The sequence below is a fragment of the Mycobacterium sp. 1465703.0 genome (genome assembly GCF_001672975.1).
GTDB lineage: Bacteria > Actinomycetota > Actinomycetes > Mycobacteriales > Mycobacteriaceae > Mycobacterium.
In genome coordinates this window covers 1-20,608 of record NZ_LZKU01000200.1, presented here as the reverse complement: position 1 = coordinate 20,608, position 20,608 = coordinate 1, and the positions used below count along the sequence as shown (strand labels likewise).

Genomic DNA, 20,608 nt, shown 5'->3' with positions numbered 1-20,608 from the left:
CGACGATGTCCAGCCCAGCCCAAACCCTTTACCCCCAAGGCGTGATCGGCGCACCCAAGCACCGTCGCGGTCACGCGGCGGACTTCAACACCGGCCTACCGGCCGGCACCGAGGTGTTCTCCGCGGACAACCACATCTCGGTGGCCGACGACATCTTCTACGAACACTTCCCCGACGACCTCAAGGACCAAGCCCCGCGGATCTGGTACGAGGATGGCGCGTATCTGCTCGGCCCGCCCGGACAGTCAATGGTGGTCGGCGACTTCAGTGCTGTACTCATGCAATACGACGACCTGGCCGGGGCGGCCACCAACAACGTCGAAGCCCGGGTTCGCGAACTCGCCGAAGACGGTGTCGACAAGGAACTGGCCTTTCCCAACGCGGTGCTCGCGCTCTTCCATCACCCCGATCACGGTATCCGCGAACGGATCTTTCGCGTCTACAACGAGCACATCGCCGAAGTTCAGGAGCGCTCTGATGGCCACTGCTACGGAGTCGGACTGATCAACTGGTGGGATCCGGCCGGTGCCCGTCGCACCTTGTCCGAGCTGAAATCGTTGGGGCTCAAGACGTTTCTGATGCCGATCAGCCCGGGCAACGATGCCAGCGGCCAACCCATCGATTATTCGAGCACTGCGATGAGCGCGGTGTGGGACGAGATCGAAGACGCCGGGTTGCCCGTCACGCACCACATCGGTGAGAGCCAGCCGAAGTTTCCCAGTGAAATCAACAGCGTCGCGGTGGCCATGATGGTCAACATCGACTCATTCCGGGAGATGTTCTCCAAGTATGTCTTCGGCGGCATCCTCGACCGGCATCCGCGACTACGCATCGGCTGGTTCGAGGGCGGAATCGCCTGGGTGCCAACAACGCTGCAAGACGCCGAACACGTGCTGGCCTCCTATCGGCACATGCTCGCCCATCAACCACAGCGCGACGTCCGAGATTACTGGGATACACACATGTGCGCCTCGTTCATGGTCGATCCGCTGGGGCTGCGGCAGATCGGCGAGATCGGGATCGACAAGGTGATGTGGTCGTCCGACTACCCGCACAACGAAAGCACTTTCGGCTATTCGGAAAGGTCGCTGGCCGCGGTGGTCGAGGCCGTCGGCCCCGAGGATGCGGTTGGGGTTGTCGGTGGTAACATCAAGCGATTCTTGGGGATCGCCTCATGACCGACTCACTGACTGTTCGCGGCTCGGTGCTCGATATACCCGATCGGCCCGACTGGGCACGAATGCGCACCGAGACCGGAGCACGATTGCGTTCCGCGATGGCCGAATATGGCGTCGACGCGCTGATCCTGCTGATGAACGGCTATGTCGGATACGCCACCGGGGCCAGTTGGCCGCTGTTGGATGCGGGCCTCTCCCACGTGGAGCGGCCGGTCGCGGTCGTGCTCGCCGATGACGTACATCCGCACCTGTTCATGCCGTTCCGCAGCGGCGCCTCGGCGGAGTCACCGGTACCCGACGACCATCTGCACGGACCCGCCTACCTGGAATTCGACCACGGCGTAGCGGCTTTCGCCCGGACGCTGGCCGAGCTCGTCCCGCCGGGAGCCGCCATCGCCGTCGACGAACTCACCGGGGCGATGCGCCGGGCCTCGTCCAAACTGTTCCCCGCGGGACCGCCGACGGATGCGGCAATCGTGCTGGGTGCCGCGCAATTGGTGAAGACCCGCGACGAACTGTCCTGCCTGCGCAGGGCGGCGCGCATTACTGAGCAAGCGATTGTCGACGTCCAGCAGGCGTTGGCACCGGGTGTGCGTCAGATTGACCTTTCGGCCACCTTCGTGCGTCGCGCGTTCGAACTGGGCGCCACCACCAACATGCTGGAAGCCATCTGGCAGGTGATGCCGACGTCCCGGGAGGCAGGAGTGTGGACGACCCACGGGGATCTCGCGCTGCCACTGCTGCCTACCGATCGAGAACTGGCCGCGGGCGATGTGCTGTGGACCGACATCAGCATCACTTACGCCGGATACTGCTCCGATTTCGGCCGTACCTGGGTGGTCGGTGAAACGCCCACCCAAAAACAGCAAGACCAGTTCCGGCAGTGGCGCACCATCCTGGATGCCGTCCTCGCGGTAACCAAAGCCGGTGTCACGTCGGGTGATTTGGCGCGCGCGGCGATCGCGGCCAACGGTGGGCGCAAACCCTGGCTGCCGCACTTCTATCTGGGCCATGGCATCGGCACCTACCCCGCCGAAGCTCCGATGATCGGCACCGATCTCGGCGAGGAGTTCGACGACAACTTCGTCTTTCCGCCCGGAATGGTTCTGGTGTTAGAACCCGTGGTGTGGGAGGACGGGACGGGAGGCTACCGCAGTGAGGAGATCGTGGTGATCACCGAAGACGGCTACACGCCGATTACCAACTACCCGTACACCCCCTATGGCGACTGAAGTTCTGCCCGACGCGCCTACCTTGCGCTCGGGCCGACGGGACCGCGCGCTGGCCCAGATGAAGGAGCACGACCTCGACATCTTGGTGCTCGGGCGGCAAGCCAACATCCGTTACGTCACCGGCGCACCGCAGCTGTGGATCGCCGGGACACGGCCGTTCGGTCCGATGTGTGTGCTGGTGCGCGCCATCGGTGACATCTACCTCAACAGCACAGACGATGAGGGAGTCCCGGAGGAGATCGGCCACGATCATCTCTACGGCCTGGCCTGGAACCCGTTAACGCTCATCGATGTGCTCAAGAAAATCGACGGCGCCGAAGCGGCGCGGCGGGTCGGAACCGACGCGATCACACCGACTTTCGCGGCGTTACTGCCCGAGGCATTCCCCAATGCCGAGCTTGTGGATGCCGAGCCGGCGATGCGCGCGGCGCGGCGGATCAAGACCTCTGGTGAAATCGCCGCGATGCAGCAGTCGTTGCGGGTCGCCGAACGCGGACTGGCCACTGCCCTGGACGAATTGACGCCAGGGGTGCCGGAGCGAGTGCTGGCCGGGGTGATGCTGGAGGCGATGGCGGCCGGCGGGGTGAGCACGCCGGCCACCCAGGACGCCGCCTGGGTAACCTCGCGGGAGCAGCCGTGGCGTCGCGCTTCTGGACACCAGGTTCGGTCCGGAGACCTCGTCGCGTTCGCTGCGGGTGCGCTGGCGAACGGCTACGTCGCCGAGGTGGGCCGCACCTGGCCGGCCGGTGAGGTAGATGGCGCGGCTCGCAAGCTGTTCGGGCGATCCAACACGCTGTACGACAGCATGCTCGCCGCCTGCCGCCCCGGCGCCGCCACCCGCGACCTGCTCGCCGCCTATGAGGCGGCGGGTGAACCGATTCCGCCGATGCCTGTCGCACACGGGTTGGGGCTTGGGTTCGATCCGCCGGTGGTGTCCGAAACACTTTTGGCCGCAGGCGAACACGACCGACTCGAGGCCGGGATGGTATTGGCGATCACCGGCTATGTGTGGCAACAAGGCATCGGCGCGGTATTTCGCCGGGACACCGTGCACATCACCGACGACGGCGTCGACGTGCTGACCCAAAGCCCGTCCTGGAGCTACGGGAGTTAGACCGCCCCGTATTGCCCCGCACCCGAATGTCGGTCGACAGCGGCATCAAACTTCTAAATCTCTTGTGCCACTTCGGTTTCACTGGTCACAATGCGGGCTTTCTTGTCGGTACTCCTTCCTAAAATTTGAGGCATGGGTTCGAGCAGTCGTGACGAGATCGTCGAGGTCTTCGACGCGCTCGATGCCGAGTTGAACCGCGCCTGCGCGTTGTCGTTCGACGCACTGACCACCCGCGAGCAGCTGGCACTGTTGCAGCGCTGCGAGAAGGTGCGCCGGCGCATACCGGCCATCGAGCACCCGCTGATCAATTCCCTTGCCCGCCAACCCCCGTCCGAGGAACTCGGTGGCACGCTGCCCCGCGCGGTCGCGGAGGCGACGCTGATCAGCCGCGGCGAAGCGTCCCGCCGCATCAAGGAGTCGCGGGATCTCGGTCCGCGGCATGGCCTCACCGGCGAACCCGTCACCCCGGCTCTGGCCGCCGCCGCGGCCGCCCAACGCGACGGCGAGCTCGGCACCGGTCAAGTCGCGGTGATCCGGAAGTTCTACCACCAACTGCCCGGCTGGATAGATGCGGCCACCCGCGAGCAGGCCGAGGCCAAGCTCGCCTTGAAGGAACCCGGTATCGGCCCGAACAACTCGGCAAGCCGGCCGACGTCCTGGCCGATTGCCTCAACCCCGACGACACCTTCACCGACGAGGACCGGGCTCGGCAGCGCGGCGTGATGCTGGGTAACCAGCAAGCCGACGGCATGTCGCAGCTGCGGCTGGCTGACCCCCGAAGCACGTGCCACGCTGGAAGCCGTCTTGGCGAAACTCGCCGCGCCCGGCATGTGCAATCCCGATGACGAAGCCCCTTGTGTTGGCGGGACTCCCAGTGAGCAGGCCATCGAACGGGATGGCCGCAGTGCCGCCCAGCGCCAGCACGACGCGCTCAACGCGGGCTGGCGGGCGTTGATGGCGTCCGGAAAGTTGGGTCAGCACAACGACTTGCCGGCCTCCATCGTCGTCACGACAACGCTCCAAGAGCTGGAGGCCGCCGCCGGGCAGGGCCTCACCGGTGACGGCACCATCCTGCCGATGAGCGACGTGATCCGGTTGACCTGCCATGCGCATCACTACCTGGCGATCTTCGACAAAGGCAAGGCGCTGGCGCTGTATCACACGAAGCGCCTGGCCTCACCGGCTCAGCGAATCGTGTTGTACGCCAAGGATCGCGGCTGTTCGGCCCCGGGATGCACCGTGCCAGGCTATTACTGCGAAGTGCATCACGTCACCGACTGGTCCGCGTGCCATACCAGCGACGTCGACGAGCTCACCTTCGCCTGCGGCCCCCACCACCGCCTGCTGCGGCCCGGCGGATGGACCACCCGCAAAACGCCGTGGGTGACACCGAATGGCTTCCCCCACCGCACCTGGACCGGGGCCAGCCCCGCACCAATACGTTTCGTCACCCCGAGAAGCTGCTACGGGGTAAGGACGACGACGCGCCTTAGTTGAGCGTCACCTCTCCGGCAGCTCAGCGAACCGCTTCTTGACGTCGTTGTACCAACCCATCGACTTGATCGGGTGGCGCCAGCGGCCCTTCATGTCGTCGCGCGCGGGCACGTGGGCGGCGTCGCCGGCCGCAACGACTTCCTTGAGGTGTCGGTCCTGTGCCTTGATGATCTCGTCGGCGCTCTCGCCGCGGTGCGCGAGGTCGCAGGGGCCACCGAGGTCATGGCAGGTCATGGTCTTCACGGGGGTTGTCCTCCTCTGGTCACACCGGACGGTCCGGGTGCGTCAGGATGGTGACGCACCCGACGACGAAAGTGTGACCGCCATGGTGAAAGACGACCAACTCCGCGACGGGTTCGAGGCCGAGCGGCCGCGGCTGCAGCGCATCGCCACGCGGATCCTGGGCGAAGCCGACGGCGCACAGGACGTCGTGCAGCAGGCGTGGCTGCGGCTGCACGCCACCGAGGAGCCGATCGACAATCTGCCGGGCTGGCTCACCACGGTGACCTCGCGGCTATGCCTCGACCGGCTGCGGGCGCGTACGCCGGTGCCGACGGAGTCGATTCAGGTTGAGGCGACGGAACCTGATCCAGCGGACGACGTGGTGCTGGCCGACACCGTCGGCATCGCGCTGCAAGTGGTGCTCGACCGGCTAACGCCCACCGAGCGGGTGGCCTTCGTGTTACACGACAGCTTCGGCATTGACTTCGAGTTGATCGCCTCCATGCTCGACACGACCCCGGGCGCTGCGCGCAAGCTGGCCTCTCGGGCTCGGGCAAAAGTGCGGCCGCCAGCGCCCGAGGATGCCCTCGCCGACTGGGAGGTGGTGGACGCCTTCATGGCCGCCGCGCGCGAGGGCGACTTCACCCGGCTGCTGGAACTGCTCGCGCCCGACGTGGTGGTCTCCGCCGACGCGGCCGCGACCGCGCTCGGCACGCCGACGCGCCTGCAGGGCGCCGATGAGGTGGCCGGCTTCTTCAACGGCGCTGCCAAGGCCGCCTTCCCGGTCTTCGTCGAGGACCGCCCGGGTGCCGCCTGGATTCACCTCGGCGAGGTCAAGGTCGTCTTCGACTTCACCATCGAGGCGGGGCAGGTGCGCGGCCTCCAATTCCGCGCCGCCGACGACGTGTTGGCCGGGGTACGACGCCGCGAGGGCGCGAGCACGCGGGAGTGAAGCATGGTCAATGCGGCCCTTCGGCAAGGGCCGCATCCAGCAACTCCCCCACCCGGTGCCGTTCCCACAGGAACAGCAGGTTCGACAGCATCTGCAATGGTGCGCGCAGGCTCTCGTCGTCCTTGATCAGCGGGTGCCGGCGACTGTTCGGTATGGCCTCGAATCGCCTGCGGATCAACGCTGGTACACCGAGGAGCCAGGCGACGCCCATCGCCGCGGCGTAGAGCAATGTGTGCCGGCGCAACCGATCCGGGTCGAGTTCCGTTCCGCCGCAACGATGGAACTCGCTGACGAACAATTGCAAAAGCTCGTCGAGATGGGCATCCCACATCTCGGTTTCGGCGCCGGACATCGCTCCCCACAAGGCCATGCCCAGGTTCATCTGGCTGACGCATCCCCAGTCCATCAGGCCGCAGCTCAGGGCGCCGCCGGCATCTCGCCAAAACCATGCGTTGTCAATGTTGGCATTCCAGTGACATAGCGCAACGTAGTCTGTGTCGGCGGCCAGTTGGCTGGCGATGGTCTGCTCGTGGTGCGCGAATCGCGGCGCGTCTTGGCGCAGGCGTGCGACGAACTCGGGCGAACACGCGGGCAACAGCCCGCTACGGCTTTCGGCGAATTCGGCCAGTTGGTTCACGCGGCGTTCCAGCTTTGTTGCCGACAGCGGCTCCCGCTCCCCAACCGTCGCGGCTGCCACGTCCAGCGGGAAGGATGCGGTCAGCTCCGCCGGCAGCCGCCCGGATCGGTGGGTTCCGGCAAGCCGGGCCAGCGCGGTGAGCAGCGCGCGGTAGTGCTCCAACGGCTCGGGCATCTCGTAGTCGAGGCACTTGTGATACTGGCATTCGATCCCGTTGCTGCCGAATGCAATTCGCTCGGCGATCAGTATACCGGTATCCGTCTGTCGGTGATAATCGGCGAACAGCGCCCTGGGCACCGCGATGGGAAATTCGGGTGCGCCCGACAGTGCAGCGAACCGGACTTCGGACTCCATCTGTGTCTTGCCGCGGTCGCGCGCCGGGTCGGCGAAGTCGCGGGAGAACTTGACGAACAGCTCGGTAGGCAACCCCGGCGCGGGTTTCGCGTATTCGACCGAGAGGGCTGCCTTGCGTCCCGTGCTACCGCCGGCAACCTCGCTCAAACCGGTCACGCTCGCGATCGCGTTGTCCCGCAACGCACCCGACGCGAGGAAGGCCTCGGTGAGGAAGTCCGCCCCGCCGGTGTGCAGGGTCGCGGGGTCGGCCGGAAAGGGCACGCCGTATCGGTCGCCGACGGCCCAATGCGAAATCAATTGATTACCAGGTCTGTTCCGCCGCGCGCACCAGCATGTGATTGACCGCCACCCGCCGGTCACGCGTCACCATGAACAACACCGCATCCGCGATGTCCTCCGGCCGGAGCTTGACCATGCCGGCCGTTTGCCGTTCGAACGCTTCCCGTGACGATTCGGCCAGATGGCTGAAGATTTCGGTGTCGACGGTTCCGGGCCCGACCACCCCGACGCGGACGCGCTTGCCCAGCACCTCTTGACGGAGGCCCTCACTGAACGCGTTCACCCCGAATTTGGTCAGCGAATACACCGCCGTGTTAGGACGGGCCACCCAGCCGGCGGTGGAACTGATGGTGACCAGGTCGGCCACGCCGCGCGGCGAGTCGGCGGCCGCCTCGATCAGATGGGGAAGCGCCGCGCGGGTGGCGTACAGGACGCCCTGAATGTTGACAGACACCATCTGGTCCCAGTCCTGCAGCGGCGCCTCCGTCGCGGGCGCCGACTGCATCATGCCCGCGTTGTTCACCAGGATGTCGAGCCGTCCCAAATCGGCGACCGTGCGCCGCACGGCGGACGCCACCTGTTCGGCGTCGGTGACGTCGGCGGCCACCACCAGCGCTGTGCCACCGGCGGATTCGATCTGGGCCTTCAGTTCCGTCAACCGATCGGTCCGGCGCGCGAGCAGCGCCACCGCCGCACCCTGAGCGGCCAGCGCCTGGGCGGTTGCCGCGCCGATACCGCTGCTGGCGCCGGTGATCAGGGCCGCTGTCTGCGCCAGTGTCGTCATGTTCCGCCCATCGGTTGCGACCGCGCCGCCGATGCCGGGGCGCTGAGTATCTCGTCTAGAACGTAGTCGGTGTCCTCACCCAGGTCCGGTGCGCCACGCGTGATGCGGGCCGGGGAGCGCGCCATCCGCCACGACGGCCCCAGCACCGGTCGCTGTCCTTCCCGATGATCGGTGACGAAGCGATACAGCTCGCGGTCCCACAGTCGTTGATCACCAATCACATCAATCGAAGTGGCGCTCTTGGCGGCGGGGACTCCGGCCGCCCGCAGCCGCCCCGCGAGCTGTTCTGCGTCCTGATCTCGGGTGAGCCGGGCGAGGTCCGCGTCGAGCGCTTGGGCGTGTTGCTGTCGGGTGCCCCTCGCGGCGTAGCGGCGATCGTCGGCCATTGCAGCGACGCCGAGCGCCTCGCACAATCGGCGCCATTCGGCGTCGGTCGCCACGGCCACCGTGACCCACGCGCCGTCGGCGCAGGGGTAGCAACCGTGCGGGCACATGTCCGGGTGGGCGTTGCCGCTGGGCTCCAGCGGTCGCCCGGTCACCGATTGCTCCAGCAGGCGGTCACCGATCATCGAGGACAGCGTCTCCACGGCAGACACGTCGACGAATTGCCCTGCGCCGCTGAGTTCACGATGCAACAAGGCCACCACGGCGGCATATGCGGCGGCCGCGCCCACCGTCGAATCGCCGTAGCGCATGCTGGTGCCGAGTGGCGGCCCATCCGGATAACCGACCAGCGAAGCCAGTCCAGCCAGTGCGGCAAAGCATGGCGCATAACCGGTTTGGTGACCGAGCGGTCCGTCGTTGCCCCACATTTTGATCGACACAGAAATGATGTCCGGTTTGATCTCGGTCAGCTGTTGATAGCCCAGGCCTTGGCGTTCCATCGCGCCCGGCCGCAGGTTGTTGATGACGATGTCGCTGCGGGCGATCAGCTCGCGCAACCGTGCCATCCCGTCGGTCGACTTGATATCGAGGTCCACACTGCGGATCTCGGGATTGATGCTCAGGAAATACGGCGCATGGTTGATATCGGTGCCGCCGTAGGCGCGCATCTCCTCGGGGTTGTCGGCGGTCTCGATCTTGATGACTTCGGCGCCCAGCATGGCCAGCAATTTGCCGGCGTACGGGCCGGCCCAAACCTTGGTAAGCTCGACGACGCGCACGCCTTCCAGCGGCCCACCCCGACGATCCTTCGGTGGCTTGAGTTGCGCGGACTTGACCGCGGCCCGCGGGCGGGGGATGCCGATGGTTTTCAGGACCGACCGGGTCTGCTGGCCGAGACTCGGTGCGGCAGTGACGATTCGCGCGGGCGACGCGCTGAACGCGTAGGGCACGGTCGGATACGCCGCTTCGCCCAGGACCGGATGACGAACAGCCTGAAAGAAGCCGCGGTGGCGATACTGCGGCGAGCGATGCAGGTCCGCGGCGCCGTTGACCGGCACCAGCGGCACACCGAGCCGTTGGGCCTGCTCCGATGCGTCCTCTTTGGGTAGGCCGGCGACCCACGCGGCAAAGCCCTGCTGGAACGTGGCCACCTTCTCCGCGGTGACGGAGAACTCCAGCCAGTCGTCCTCGAACCCGTTCAGCCAATCAGCATGATCCATCAGGTTTTTCATGCCAACCCAGTGCGCCCCGCTGGTCATGTACAAGTAGACGAAGCCATCGGCGCAGGCAAAGAACGCCGCCGGCCCGGACTGGTCGTAGTCACCGCGCTCACCCTCGGCCGGCACCTCGCCGGTGATCAGGCGGCCCAGGATGCAGTCGGCGCGTGACACCAGCACGGCCTGCTGGGATATATCGATGAACTCACCCTCGCCGGTGTGCAAGCGCCCGACCAAAGACGACACGACGCACAGCGCCGCCTCCAGCCCCGCTTCGTAGTCGACCAGAAAGCGGCCCGGTCCCTGCAGCGGCGGCTTGGCCGGATCGGCATGACTCGGCGTGTGATATCCCCACCCGCTGGCATGAAACACATTGATGCTGCGGGCATTGTCGAATTCGACGGCGGCGCCTTGGCCGTACGGCGTGATCGAGCAGAACACCACGGATGGGTGCCGTGCCGGCCGGTCGGTGAGCCGGTCTTCGAGAACCGCGTCAGTGGTATCGATGAGCTCGTGCAACCGCTCGACATCTGTGGTCGAGCAGAGATCGAGGACGACGGATTTCTTATTGGTGTTGAGGTAGGCGAACAGCGCGCTGCCTTCACAGCCATCGGCGACCAGCGGTGCCATCGCCCGGGTGGGGCTGCCCGACTTCGGCGCCTCGATCTTGATGACCTCGGCGCCGAAGTCTGCCAGCAACTTTCCGCAATACTCCGCCGCGACGGATTCGGCCAACTCGATGACCCTGATACCCGTCAGCGCGGACACGCACGCCCTCCCAAACCGGTCAGGGCTTCGCGCGGCCTGAACGGCTCAGCCGCCACTCTGGCGGGAAGTTCAGGTCGTTGTCCTTGACCACATTGTTGAGGCCCTTCTCGAAGGTGCCACCGGTGAGGTCGACCTCTTCCGCGTCGTTTTTGATCATCGGCAGCATGCCTTCGACCATGCCGGTGAGCAGGCTGCCGAAGTACTCGCCCTTGTGCTGCTTGTACAGCTCCAGGAAGGTCTTCTGCACCGCGACGGTGTCGGTCGGGCGGGACTTCGAGCAGGCCAGCGCGTACTTCTCGGTCTCCGCTTCCAGCTTGTCGCGCGGCACCACGCTGTTGACGAAGCCGCAGTCGTACATCTCCTTGGCGCTGAACGGCCTTCCGGTGAACAGCATTTCGGAGAACTTGCGCAGGCCCATCGTCTCGGCCCACCACCACAGCCGTGGACCCCAGCCGACGTAACGGAAAGCCGGGTGCCCGAACAGCGCGTCGTCGGAGGAAATCACCAGGTCGGCATCGCCGGCCTGGTAGAAGTGCCACCCGTAGCAGTAGCCCTTGGCCTCGATGATGCTGATCTTGCGCAGTTCCTGTAGCGGACGGTTGCCGGCGCGGGCCTTGGCGTAAAAGTCGGTGACCGTGGACAGATAGCGGTACGAACCGCCCGGCGGGTACTTGACGTCGTCGTCGTTGATCGCGAGCTCATGATGCAGCGGCAAACCCGGGTTCTCCAGCATCGGACGCTGCTCCGGCAGGTCTCCGCCGCTGCCGAAATCCTGGCCCTCGCCGCGGATTACCACGACCTTGACGTCGTCGTCCACGTTGCACTTGTGGATCAGGTCGGCGTAGTTCTGCCGCATGCCCAACGTGGTCGAGTTGAGCTCCTCCGGGCGGTTGAACGTGATGTACGCGATCCTGTTCTTCTTGTCCTTTTCGAACTTGATGAACTGTTCGGCTTCCTTCTTCAATTTTTCGTAATCGTATTCAGGCATGGTCTTCTTCTTTCACTTGATTCCGGCTGGGCCTACTTGAGCAGAGCTCCCGCATCGACGGGCAGCGAAACGCCGGTGACATAACGAGATTCGTCAGAGGCGAGGAACAGGACGGCATTGCTGATGTCAACGGCTTCTACCCACGGCACCGGCATCGTGTGCGTCATTTGCGAAAAGGGGGCGAAATCCTCTGGTCCGGGGTTCTCCAGGTCCGGCCGGAACAGCTTGAACGTCACTTCGTTGATCGTCATCGGCGTGTTGACCTGGCTGGGGTGTACCGAGTTGACCCGAATATGGTGCTCACCCAACTCGACGGCGAAGGCCCGCATCAAACCCAGTACGCCGTGTTTTGCCGCAATGTAATGCCCGGTGTAGGCCATGGCCTTGTGTGATCCGACCGAACCGGTCAGGACGATCGACCCGCCGCGCCCGCCGGCGATGATATGGGGCACACCAGCTTTCACCGTGTGCCAGACGCCGGAAAGATTCACGTCGATCATGTCCTGCCAGATGTTCTCGCGAATCTTGTGCAGCTTGTTGCCAAAGGTGCCGATGCCCGCATTGGCGACAATGATGTCGAGCCGACCAAGCTGTTCCACCCCGCTGTCCACCGCAGCCTTCAGCGCCTCGTAGTCACGGACGTCCACTTGGGCTGTCACGATGCGGCGGCCGAGGTTCTTGACCAGATCGGCGGTCTCGGCGAGGTCTTCCGGGGTGGAGTGGGGATAAGCCAAGTTCTCGATCGGCCCACACACATCGATCGCGATGATGTCGGCGCCCTCTTCGGCCAAGCGCACCGCGTGGCTGCGGCCCTGACCGCGGGCGGCACCGCTGATGAAAGCTACCTTGCCCTCAACCCGGCCGGTCATCACGACACCAGCGCCGGCATACATTCCCAGCCCCGCACCGTAGAAGTCGGGCTCAGGGTGGCGTTGTCGAGGTCAACCTCCCACTCGGGGAATCGTTTCAAAATCTCCTCGAGGGCGACGCGCCCTTCCAGCCGTGCCAGCGCCGAGCCGAGGCAGAAGTGCGTGCCCATGCTGAAGGTGAGGTGCGGACGGACCGAGCGATGGATGTTGAATTCCCCTGCGTCGGGCCCGAACTGGGCCTCGTCGCGGCATGCCGATCCGATGAGCATCATCATCACGCTGCCTTCGGGCACCGTTTGGTCGTGCACGGTGACGTCGCGGGTGACATACCGCGACACGTGCGGTGCCGGCGGCTCGTACCGCAGCAACTCCTCAATGGCCTGCGGGATGAGCGTCGGGTTGGCAACGAGATCGCTGCGCTGATCGGGGTGCTCGGCGAGAACCTTTCCGGACCAACCGATCAGCCGTGTCGTCGTCTCGTTGCCCGCCCCTGCGACGACATTGAGGTAAACCAGGATTTCTTCGCGAGACAGCCGCCGGGTGGTGCCCGTTTCATCAACGAATTCGACATTGAGCAACTCGGTCATGATGTCGTCCGACGGATGCTCAGCGCGCCAGTCGATGTAGGCCTCGAACTGCTCACCCACGGACAGGCCGTGCTGGGCGGCGTCCATCGGCTTGCCGGCCTCGGTGCGCAACTGGGCGTTGCCGCGGTCCCGGATGTACTCCTGGTCGTCCTCGGGGATGCCGAGCAGCATGCTGATCACCTTCATCGGCATTTGGGCACCCAGGTCGGTGACAAAGTCGAAGTGCCCCGAGCCCACCAGTGGATCTAGCAGCTGAGCGCAGAAGTCGCGGATCATCGGCTCGAGTGCGGCGATCCGCCGTGGAGTGAACATCCGCGACAACAGCTTGCGGTGCACATCGTGAATCGGCGGGTCTTCGAAGATCAACATCCCGGACGGGATTTCGAGGTTGGCCTTGATCAGCTCCAGGATCGCGCCCCGGGCCGAGCTGTAGGTCTCGTGGTCGACAAGCGCCTTACTGACATCGGCGTAGCGGCTGACCGCATAAAAGTCGTATTCGGCGTTGTAATAAAGCGGCGCCTCGTCCCGCAATCGCGCGAACATGGGGTACGGGTCGGCGATCAGCCCGACATCGTATGGGTCGAAACGTACCTGGCTATCGGTGCTCGCCGTCACGAAATCCCTCCTACCGCTGCACTTTTAGATGCCCGCATTACCTGCACCAGGGCTAGCGCTGCCAGCGTTGCAGCGCTGGATTCGGTCCGGGCAATTTATACACTCCGCTTAATTGCGTCGCTCTGACTTGTGCACAAGCTCCGCTGAAAACGGCGCATGAACGTGGGCTTACTCTATTCTCGTAGAGAACCATACAGCGCATGCCCTGGCAAGAGCCAGAGCCCCTTACGCCGTGTCCCATCGGTGCCGTCACCCGGATCCGGCCGCCCCGCGGCGCAACACCCGCAAACCGCCGGCCTGGGTGAGCCGCCCCTTGGCCGAACTCTTCAATATGCCCGCAGCGATGGCCGACAAGATTCCGTCGAGCTGTTCGGCGCTGTCGATGATCCGGTCCCCGTGGGCAAACCGCTGCAACAGGCCGTTGATGAACGTCAGCGTGACGTTGCTCAGATCCTCCACGACGGCCGGATCCAGCTCGGCGCCGTGCGGCATGAGCTGCACCAGGATTTCCCGGTGCAGCTTGGTGAACTCGTCGGTGGCCTCCTGCAAGATCGCGGCCAGTGCGGGGTCGCGGGTGGCCTGCATAGTCAGCTCGTATCGCGCCCTGGTCCGGTACAACTGCGGGTCACTGCCGGCCTGGATGACCACTTGGGACAACCGGGAGGGCGCGGGGTCCTCGCCGGCATCCGAGCTGTCCGCGATCGCCTGCAACTCGGCGAGGTCGAGCTCGGCCGAGCGCTCGGCGATCGCACGCAGCAGCGCCGATCGGGTACGGAAGTAGAACGAGGTGGTGCCGTCCGGCACACCGGCCTTGCGGTCGACCTTGAGGTGGCTCAAACCCTTGGCCCCGTCATCGGCCAACAATTGGATCGCCGCATCGCATAGGTCGCGGCGGCGCTCGGCAGGGTTGGGCTTTCGTCGTTTATCCATCGGTAAGTCCGCGACACTACTCTATTTTCGTAGTGTCCGTAAAGACTGGCGTATCTCGCTCGCGTGGCAATACCCCTCGCGCAGGCCACGACCCGCTCATAAGCCTTGTCCGCTTCCGCGATTTCAGCGGTCAGCCCCAAAGGCGCCAAAGGAATTGCGGGGCAGAAGTTCCCGTCTCACGGGGAGTCAGCGATGCTGCGGGTAGAGTGTATTCGGATGAATCATGGTCGATTTAGCGTGAGCAATGCCGTCGCCTGGCTTGGGTCGTCGGTTCTGCTCGCCGCAGTAATGTGTGGCTGCCAGCAGACGCACAAGCCGGCGCCCTCCGGCTCGCCAACCACCGCGGCGCCCAGCACAACTGCGGCACCGCCGCGGCCCCCGCCGGTTGTCAAATTCGCGCCGCTGCCGGTTCGGCCGGTGACTAAGTCCCAGCCGACCACGCCCGCCGTGAAGTGCCCGGCCGTCGATCCGAACGCTCCGACAAGGCCTACCGACGGGCTAACCACCTGTGACATCGGACGGACCACCGTGTATACGTTGGGCCCCGAAACCATGCAGCTCGGGCTCGTTCATGTCGACCCGCCGAAGTCGTTGACAGCGGACTATTACGAATTGACGCTGGTGCTCGATCCTCCGTCGGCCAGCGCTTGGGCGGCATTCACAGGCGAGCATCTGCAGGACCACGTGGCCTTCATCCGGGACAATATGGTGCTGGAAGCGCCGATCATCGAACAACAGGCCACGTCCGGGCGGATCGTGCTGACCACCCAAACAGCCCAGAGCGCCGCGCAATTGGCCCAGCTGGTCGGTCGGCCGGCATGACCCCGTCGGGGCAGCCGGACCGCCTGGGTATCGGCATGCTCAGCGTATTCGGTTTACCCCCAGTCGAATTGGTGGACCTCGCCGCAGAACTGGGATGCCGCTACGTCTCGGCGGTTGTGTCAGATGTTCAGCTCGGCTGGCGCAGCGGGAGGCCCGCCGCGCGATAAATCGCGTCGATGACGGTCATGTTGTCGATCGCGTCATGCGGGGTCGTCTTGATCGGCTCGCCGCGCAGTATCGCCGCGGCGAACGCATCCAGTTGATAGGCGTAGGAAGCCCGGTGAGAGAAGCGTTCTGACCGGTTGCCCTCCCCGGAGCGGACCGAGAACCGATGGAATGCCTGCGGCAGTACCGGGTTCACGATGCGCAGCTCCCCGTGTTCGCCGATCACTCGGGCGCTGATCTGCAGCAGCCGCGCTGACCACATCGAGCACCGCACCCGCCCGGTGTGGCCGGCCGGAAACCGCAAGTCGGCCGTCATGGCCCGGTCGACTCGTGGGTCGCGCAATTTGGCTTGCGCTGAAACGACTTCCGGGGACGGACCGCCGAACGTACGGGCCATGTGCACCGCGTAGCAGCCGGCGTCCATGGTCGCTCCGCCGGCAAGCGCGTAGTTGTAGCGGATGTCGGAGAACTTCGGCAGCGGGAAGCACAGCGCGGCCTCGACGTGTGAAAGCGTGCCCAGTTCACCGGAGGTGATGATTTCCTCGGCGCGCAGCGTCAGCGGGTGGTAGCGATAGTGGAAGGCTTCCATCACGACCCGCTCCGAATCAGCTGCCAGCGCCGCGATTTCGCGTGCCTCGGCCGCGTTGGCGGTGAATGGCTTTTCGCACAGCACATGCTTGCCGGCCGCCAGGGCGGCCCGGGTCCACCGCCCGTGTAGACCGTTCGGCAGCGGGTTGTAGATGGCGTCGATGTCCGGGTCGGCGATCAGCGCTGCATAATCGCCGTGCACGGAAGCGATGCCGTGTTGCGCGGCAAAAGCCCGCGCCCGCTCCACGTCCCGGGCCGCCACCGCGGCGACCACCACCTCGGGATTGTCTCTGGCGGGCTTGATCAGCGCCCTCGGCGCAATCCTGGCCGCGCCGAGGATGCCGATTCGTAGTGTGGGCGCACGGTTGGGCTCAGCCATCGCGGCCCTTGGATCCTCGCCGGGCGAATGCCGGTGCGTGCTCGGGCCTGACCCCGACGCCGACGAAATACGCGGGCAGCGCCGACAGCCACGGCAGCCATCGCACCACATTCAGCAGCAGCGCGGGCGGCGTGGGATCCGCACCGCGAAAAACCGCGCGCAACAGCACGGTCTGCAGCATTCGTTGAGCGGACTGGGTCAGCGCGGCGGGGAGTACCCGGCGACGGCGCACGGCCGCCAGGTCGCGATCGGTGACGCGGTGCCGCCGTAACGGCTCTGCCAACAGGGTCGCGGCGGCGACGGCGTCCTGGATGGCCAGGTTGATCCCGACCCCGCCCAGCGGGGACATCGCGTGCGCGGCATCGCCGATGCACAGCAGCCCGTGGATGTGCCAGCGGCGCAACCGGTTTACCCGCACGTCGAGATGCTTGACCTCGTCCATGGACCGCAACGCCGCGACCGAGTCGGGCATGTCCGGCAATAACACGTCGAGGTCGCGGCGGAAGGCCTCGACACCCCGCGCACGCAGCTGGGCGTCGGTGCCCTTGGGTCCCAAGTAGGCGATCTGGTTGTAGCCTTCGCGGGGGATCACCGCCAGTGCCTTGCCCGGACCCATCCGGGGCAAGAAGGTATGGTCCGCTGTGCCTTCGCGCGGCAGCTTGAACCACCACACGTCGAACTTCACCGGGTATTCGCGTGCGGACAGGCCGGCCGCCTGGCGCAGGATCGACCACCGGCCGTCACAGGCCACCGTCAGCTCCGCCCGCAGCTCACCGGGTCCATCGACGCCGTGGTATCGCACTCCGGTGACCCGATTGCCGTCCCAAATCAGGCCGGTGGCCTCGGTGCTCATCCGCAAGGTGAAACTGGGTTCGGTTTGGGCCGCGTCGGCGAGCAGATTCAGCAGGTCCCACTGCGGCACCATGGCGATGTATTGATGCGGTTGCCGGATTCTGCCGAAGTCGAGGTAGGTCACCGAGCGGCCGTCGGATTCCAAAGTGCCCCTGCGCAATTTGCTGTAGGGTAACTCCGCGAACCGCTCCCCCAGGCCCAGCTCGTCGAGCAACTGCAGCGTCGTCGGGTGCACGGTGTCGCCGCGGAAGTCGCGCAGGAAGTCGCCGTGCTTTTCCAGCAGGGTGACCTCGATGCCGGCCCGGGCCAACAACAGCCCCAGGACCATTCCCGCCGGGCCGCCACCGACGACCGCACACGTCGTTGTCTCGACCATCAACGCTCAAGCATAAGCGGGGCTTCAGAGTTGAAGGTCATAGACGGAGATAGGGTCCAGGATCACACCGGTTTCTTCGACGTAGCGATCCCACAGCGCCAGCAGTTCGGCCAGCTTGTCGGGCTGCGAGGCGGCCAGATCGTCGATCTCGCCGGGGTCGGACGCCAGATCGTAGAGTTGCCAGCTGCCTGGACCGTACGGTGCCGGCAGGTACAGCGCCTTCCAATCGCCCTGGCGGATGGCGCGGCGGCCGAACAGCTCCCAGCCGGTTCCGGTGTCGGCATCGTGCACGGTCTCCGCAGCGCCGGTCAGATAATTCACCAGTGAGCGGCCGCGCATCGCGGCCACCTCGCGGCCGCGGTACGACGTGCCCGGGTGGGCGGTTGCGGCCAGCTCAAGCAGGGTAGGCGCGATGTCCATGACCGTGCTGAACGCGGTGCCGATCTGTTGTTGTCGGGCGAAGCCAGGCCAGGTGATGAAGCCGGTCACGCGAATGCCGCCCTGCGTGGTGAACGCCTTGTGCAGCCGCGAGGGCGCGGTGGCTGCTTGTGCCCAGCGGGGGCCGTACCAGATGAACGACGTGGGCCGGCCGAGGTTGTCCAGGCTGTTGTCGCAATGCTTTTCGATCTGCGCGGCGATCTGCGCACCACGAAGCGGCATCGCTTCCACGATCGCGCCCTCGGCACCGTTGTCCGACATGAAGATGACAACGGTGTTGTCGAGTTCGCCGCTCGCCGACAGGTAGTCGATCACCCGGCCGACGTTGTAGTCCATCCGGTCCACCATCCCGGCGTAGACCTCCATGCTGCGCGCCGAGTGCGCGCGCTGCTCGTCGGTCATGTCGTCCCACTCCGGCACACCGTCAGCCACCACCGGGTGTGCAACGACGTCGGGCGGACACAGACCAAGTCGCTTGAGTGCGGCCAGCCGCTCCTCACGCAGCGCGTCAGGTCCCGCGTCGTAACGGCCCCGATATTTCGCAACGGATTCGTCGGGTGCCTGTAGCGGCCAGTGCGGTGCTTGGAAGGGCAGATAGGCAAAGAAGGGCCTGTCGTCGCCGGGCGCGCGCTCATCCAGATACCGCAACAGTGTGTCGGTATAGGAGTCCGACGAATAGAAGTCGTCGCCGACCATGACGAATTGGTCGTCTTCGGTGTAAAGCGTTGGTACAGGCGAGAATCCGCGTGCCCCCGAGCCACCGTAGTGGCTGGCTCCGGCGGGCAGCAGGGCGAACGAGCGCTCGAAACCGCGCGCCCACGGCGAGGTCTCGATGGTGGCGCCGAGGTGCCATTTGCCCGACATCAACGTCAGATACCCCGCGTCGCGCAACAGTTCGGGCAACGCGACCACCCGGTCGTTCAGGTAGCCCTCATAGCCGGGCGCGCCGCGGAATTCCGGCGACGCGACCTCGAGCATGGTGCCGATGCCGGCGATATGGTGGTCGGTTCCGGTCAACAGCATCGCCCGGGTCGGTGAGCAGGCCGGGGCCGAATGGAAATCGGTGAGCCGGATCCCGGCGTGGGCCAGCCGATCGAGGTTGGGCGTCTCGATCTCACCGCCAAAAGCGCCGATGTCGGAAAACCCGAGATCGTCTGCAACGATAACCAGGAAGTTGGGGCGCGTCACGCTCAAGCATCCTGCCAGGTCCGTCGCCGCGGCGGAACGCTGCCGCACCCGCTCGGGGGCCGATATTGTCGAGGCAGACGCTCGCGGGATGTGTTCGCAGCCGAACAGCGAAAGGGCATGCAGATGTTGGCGCAGTTTGGGATGTCCGTTCCGTTGGTGGCCGCCCCGATGTCGGGCGGCCCGACCACCCCGGCCATGGTCTCGGCGGCCAACCGCGCAGGCGCGCTGGGCTTGCTCGCGGCCGGATACAAGACCGTCGAGGCCATCGAGGCCGAGATCAAAGCCGTTCGCGCCGAGGGTATTCCATTTGGGGTGAACGTGTTCGCACCCAACCCGGTGCCCGTCGACCCGCAGCGTTACCGCGCGTACGCGGCGATCGTTCAGGCCGACGCCGATCCGTTCGGACTGACGCTGCCACCCGAGCCCATCGAGGACAACGACAGATTTGACGAGAAGATCGCGCTGTTGCTCGACGATCCGGTTCCGATGGTCTCGTTTACTTTCGGTATTCCGCCGCGCGACGTGATCGCCGCGCTGCAACGGGCCAACAGCGTTGTGGTGCAGACGGTCACCACCGCCGACGAGGCGGCACAGGCACACGAAGCCGGGGTCGACATGCTCGCCGTGCAGGCGGCCGCGGCCGGTGGCCATTCCGGCACCCTCTCGCCGCGGCGGCCGTTGACCCCGGTTCCCATCGTCGACCTGGTCCGGCAGGTCGTCGCGAAGGTGCCTCTACCCGTGATGGCTACCGGCGCAGAATGTCGTACGCGGGCTCCGCGGTTGCCTGCCGGTATCCGGTGCCCGCCCACAGGTGGACGTAGTCCGGCTTTCCCGCCGCCGCGGCGGCCTTGCGCAGCGGGCTGGTCAGGTAATGGATGGCGGGATAACCCAGCGGCGCCTCGGCTTCGTGGGCGTCGATGAAGGCGTTGCGCAGGCCGCGGGCCGGGCGTCCGGTGAAAGTCCGGGTCAGCACCGTCTCGGTGTAAGCGGGATCGACCAGGGCTGCCTGGTGGGTGGCCGAAGCACCACTTTCGGTGGCACGCAGCAGCACCGTTCCCACTGCGGCCGCGGTCGCACCCGCGCGAATCACCTCGGCCACCGCAGCAGGGGTGGCCAGTCCGCCGGTAGCCATCACGGGTAGAGGCACCTTCGCGACGACCTGCCGGACCAGGTCGACGATGGGAACCGGGGTCAAC

The 20,608-nt window shown here is 65.8% G+C and carries 17 protein-coding genes and 2 pseudogenes; 7 read left to right on the top strand and 12 right to left on the bottom strand.

The genetic code is table 11. The annotated features are described in order from the left end of the window. The first annotated feature begins 5 nt into the window (after nucleotides 1-5). From A5625_RS18465 to A5625_RS18450, 4 genes and pseudogenes are all read left to right on the top strand, one after another. The gene (locus tag A5625_RS18465) at nucleotides 6-1,178 is read left to right on the top strand and encodes an amidohydrolase family protein (RefSeq protein ID WP_066997061.1); all 1,173 of its coding nucleotides are present in this window, start codon (nucleotides 6-8) and stop codon (nucleotides 1,176-1,178) included. Further along, nucleotides 1,175-2,410, top strand: coding sequence for a Xaa-Pro peptidase family protein (locus A5625_RS18460; protein WP_066997037.1), 1,236 nt, complete (start codon nucleotides 1,175-1,177; stop codon nucleotides 2,408-2,410). The genes A5625_RS18465 and A5625_RS18460 overlap by 4 nt, the downstream gene beginning before the upstream one ends. Further along, the gene (locus tag A5625_RS18455) at nucleotides 2,400-3,524 is read left to right on the top strand and encodes a Xaa-Pro peptidase family protein (RefSeq protein WP_066997035.1); all 1,125 of its coding nucleotides are present in this window, start codon (nucleotides 2,400-2,402) and stop codon (nucleotides 3,522-3,524) included. The genes A5625_RS18460 and A5625_RS18455 overlap by 11 nt, the downstream gene beginning before the upstream one ends. A gap of 132 nt (nucleotides 3,525-3,656) precedes the next feature. Next, nucleotides 3,657-5,017 (top strand): annotated as a pseudogene (locus tag A5625_RS18450) (HNH endonuclease signature motif containing protein). 7 nt (nucleotides 5,018-5,024) lie between these two features. On the opposite strand, the gene A5625_RS18445 reads toward A5625_RS18450, so the two are convergent. Beyond that, the gene (locus tag A5625_RS18445; protein ID WP_232003751.1) at nucleotides 5,025-5,252 is read right to left on the bottom strand and encodes a hypothetical protein; all 228 of its coding nucleotides are present in this window, start codon (nucleotides 5,250-5,252) and stop codon (nucleotides 5,025-5,027) included. Nucleotides 5,253-5,343: 91 nt separating this feature from the next. On the opposite strand from A5625_RS18445, the gene A5625_RS18440 reads away from it, so the two are divergent. Beyond that, entirely contained in the window at nucleotides 5,344-6,192 is an 849-nt protein-coding gene (locus A5625_RS18440) for a sigma-70 family RNA polymerase sigma factor (RefSeq protein WP_066997058.1), read from the top strand. A gap of 7 nt (nucleotides 6,193-6,199) precedes the next feature. Here the strand turns inward: A5625_RS18440 and A5625_RS18435 are convergent, their stop codons facing one another. From A5625_RS18435 to A5625_RS18405, 7 genes are all read right to left on the bottom strand, one after another. Further along, the gene (locus tag A5625_RS18435; RefSeq protein ID WP_066997029.1) at nucleotides 6,200-7,480 is read right to left on the bottom strand and encodes a hypothetical protein; all 1,281 of its coding nucleotides are present in this window, start codon (nucleotides 7,478-7,480) and stop codon (nucleotides 6,200-6,202) included. Between the two features lie 4 nt (nucleotides 7,481-7,484). After that, a complete protein-coding gene (locus A5625_RS18430; protein WP_066997026.1) occupies nucleotides 7,485-8,246 on the bottom strand; it encodes an SDR family NAD(P)-dependent oxidoreductase in 762 nt (253 codons plus the stop codon). Beyond that, entirely contained in the window at nucleotides 8,243-10,615 is a 2,373-nt protein-coding gene (locus A5625_RS18425; RefSeq protein ID WP_066997023.1) for a CaiB/BaiF CoA-transferase family protein, read from the bottom strand. Before A5625_RS18425 ends, A5625_RS18430 begins: the two co-directional genes overlap by 4 nt. A gap of 19 nt (nucleotides 10,616-10,634) precedes the next feature. Then, complete coding sequence (locus A5625_RS18420) at nucleotides 10,635-11,603, bottom strand: enoyl-CoA hydratase/isomerase family protein (protein WP_066997020.1); 969 nt, start codon at nucleotides 11,601-11,603, stop codon at nucleotides 10,635-10,637. A gap of 32 nt (nucleotides 11,604-11,635) precedes the next feature. Beyond that, nucleotides 11,636-12,472, bottom strand: coding sequence for a mycofactocin-coupled SDR family oxidoreductase (locus tag A5625_RS18415; protein ID WP_066997055.1), 837 nt, complete (start codon nucleotides 12,470-12,472; stop codon nucleotides 11,636-11,638). Then, nucleotides 12,472-13,674, bottom strand: coding sequence for a cytochrome P450 (locus A5625_RS18410; RefSeq protein WP_066997016.1), 1,203 nt, complete (start codon nucleotides 13,672-13,674; stop codon nucleotides 12,472-12,474). Before A5625_RS18410 ends, A5625_RS18415 begins: the two co-directional genes overlap by 1 nt. 249 nt (nucleotides 13,675-13,923) lie before the next feature. Continuing rightward, nucleotides 13,924-14,604: a TetR/AcrR family transcriptional regulator gene (locus A5625_RS18405; protein WP_066997013.1), complete on the bottom strand. Its 681-nt coding sequence runs from the start codon at nucleotides 14,602-14,604 to the stop codon at nucleotides 13,924-13,926. A 216-nt stretch (nucleotides 14,605-14,820) separates the two neighbouring features. Between A5625_RS18405 and A5625_RS18400 the strand changes: the two genes are divergently transcribed. Beyond that, nucleotides 14,821-15,426, top strand: a complete 606-nt coding sequence (locus A5625_RS18400; protein ID WP_197516150.1) for a preprotein translocase subunit SecD — start codon at nucleotides 14,821-14,823, stop codon at nucleotides 15,424-15,426. 127 nt (nucleotides 15,427-15,553) lie between these two features. Here the strand turns inward: A5625_RS18400 and A5625_RS18395 are convergent, their stop codons facing one another. Genes A5625_RS18395 through A5625_RS18385 form a run of 3 tightly spaced genes read right to left on the bottom strand, consistent with a single transcriptional unit; the run spans nucleotide 15,554 to nucleotide 19,412 of the window. Beyond that, complete coding sequence (locus A5625_RS18395) at nucleotides 15,554-16,558, bottom strand: Gfo/Idh/MocA family protein (protein WP_066997007.1); 1,005 nt, start codon at nucleotides 16,556-16,558, stop codon at nucleotides 15,554-15,556. Beyond that, nucleotides 16,551-17,786, bottom strand: a complete 1,236-nt coding sequence (locus tag A5625_RS18390; protein WP_066997004.1) for an FAD-dependent oxidoreductase — start codon at nucleotides 17,784-17,786, stop codon at nucleotides 16,551-16,553. The genes A5625_RS18395 and A5625_RS18390 overlap by 8 nt, the downstream gene beginning before the upstream one ends. A gap of 24 nt (nucleotides 17,787-17,810) precedes the next feature. Beyond that, entirely contained in the window at nucleotides 17,811-19,412 is a 1,602-nt protein-coding gene (locus tag A5625_RS18385; protein WP_066997052.1) for an arylsulfatase, read from the bottom strand. Between the two features lie 123 nt (nucleotides 19,413-19,535). Here A5625_RS18385 and A5625_RS28485 point away from each other — a divergent pair. Next, a pseudogene (locus A5625_RS28485) lies at nucleotides 19,536-20,165 on the top strand (nitronate monooxygenase); the annotation flags it as partial. Here A5625_RS28485 and A5625_RS18380 read toward each other — a convergent pair. Then, nucleotides 20,158-20,608, bottom strand: a 451-nt coding sequence (locus A5625_RS18380) for a nitronate monooxygenase (RefSeq protein WP_197516149.1), incomplete at its 5' end; no start/stop codon positions are given. The pseudogene A5625_RS28485 and the gene A5625_RS18380 sit on opposite strands and share 8 nt — an antisense overlap.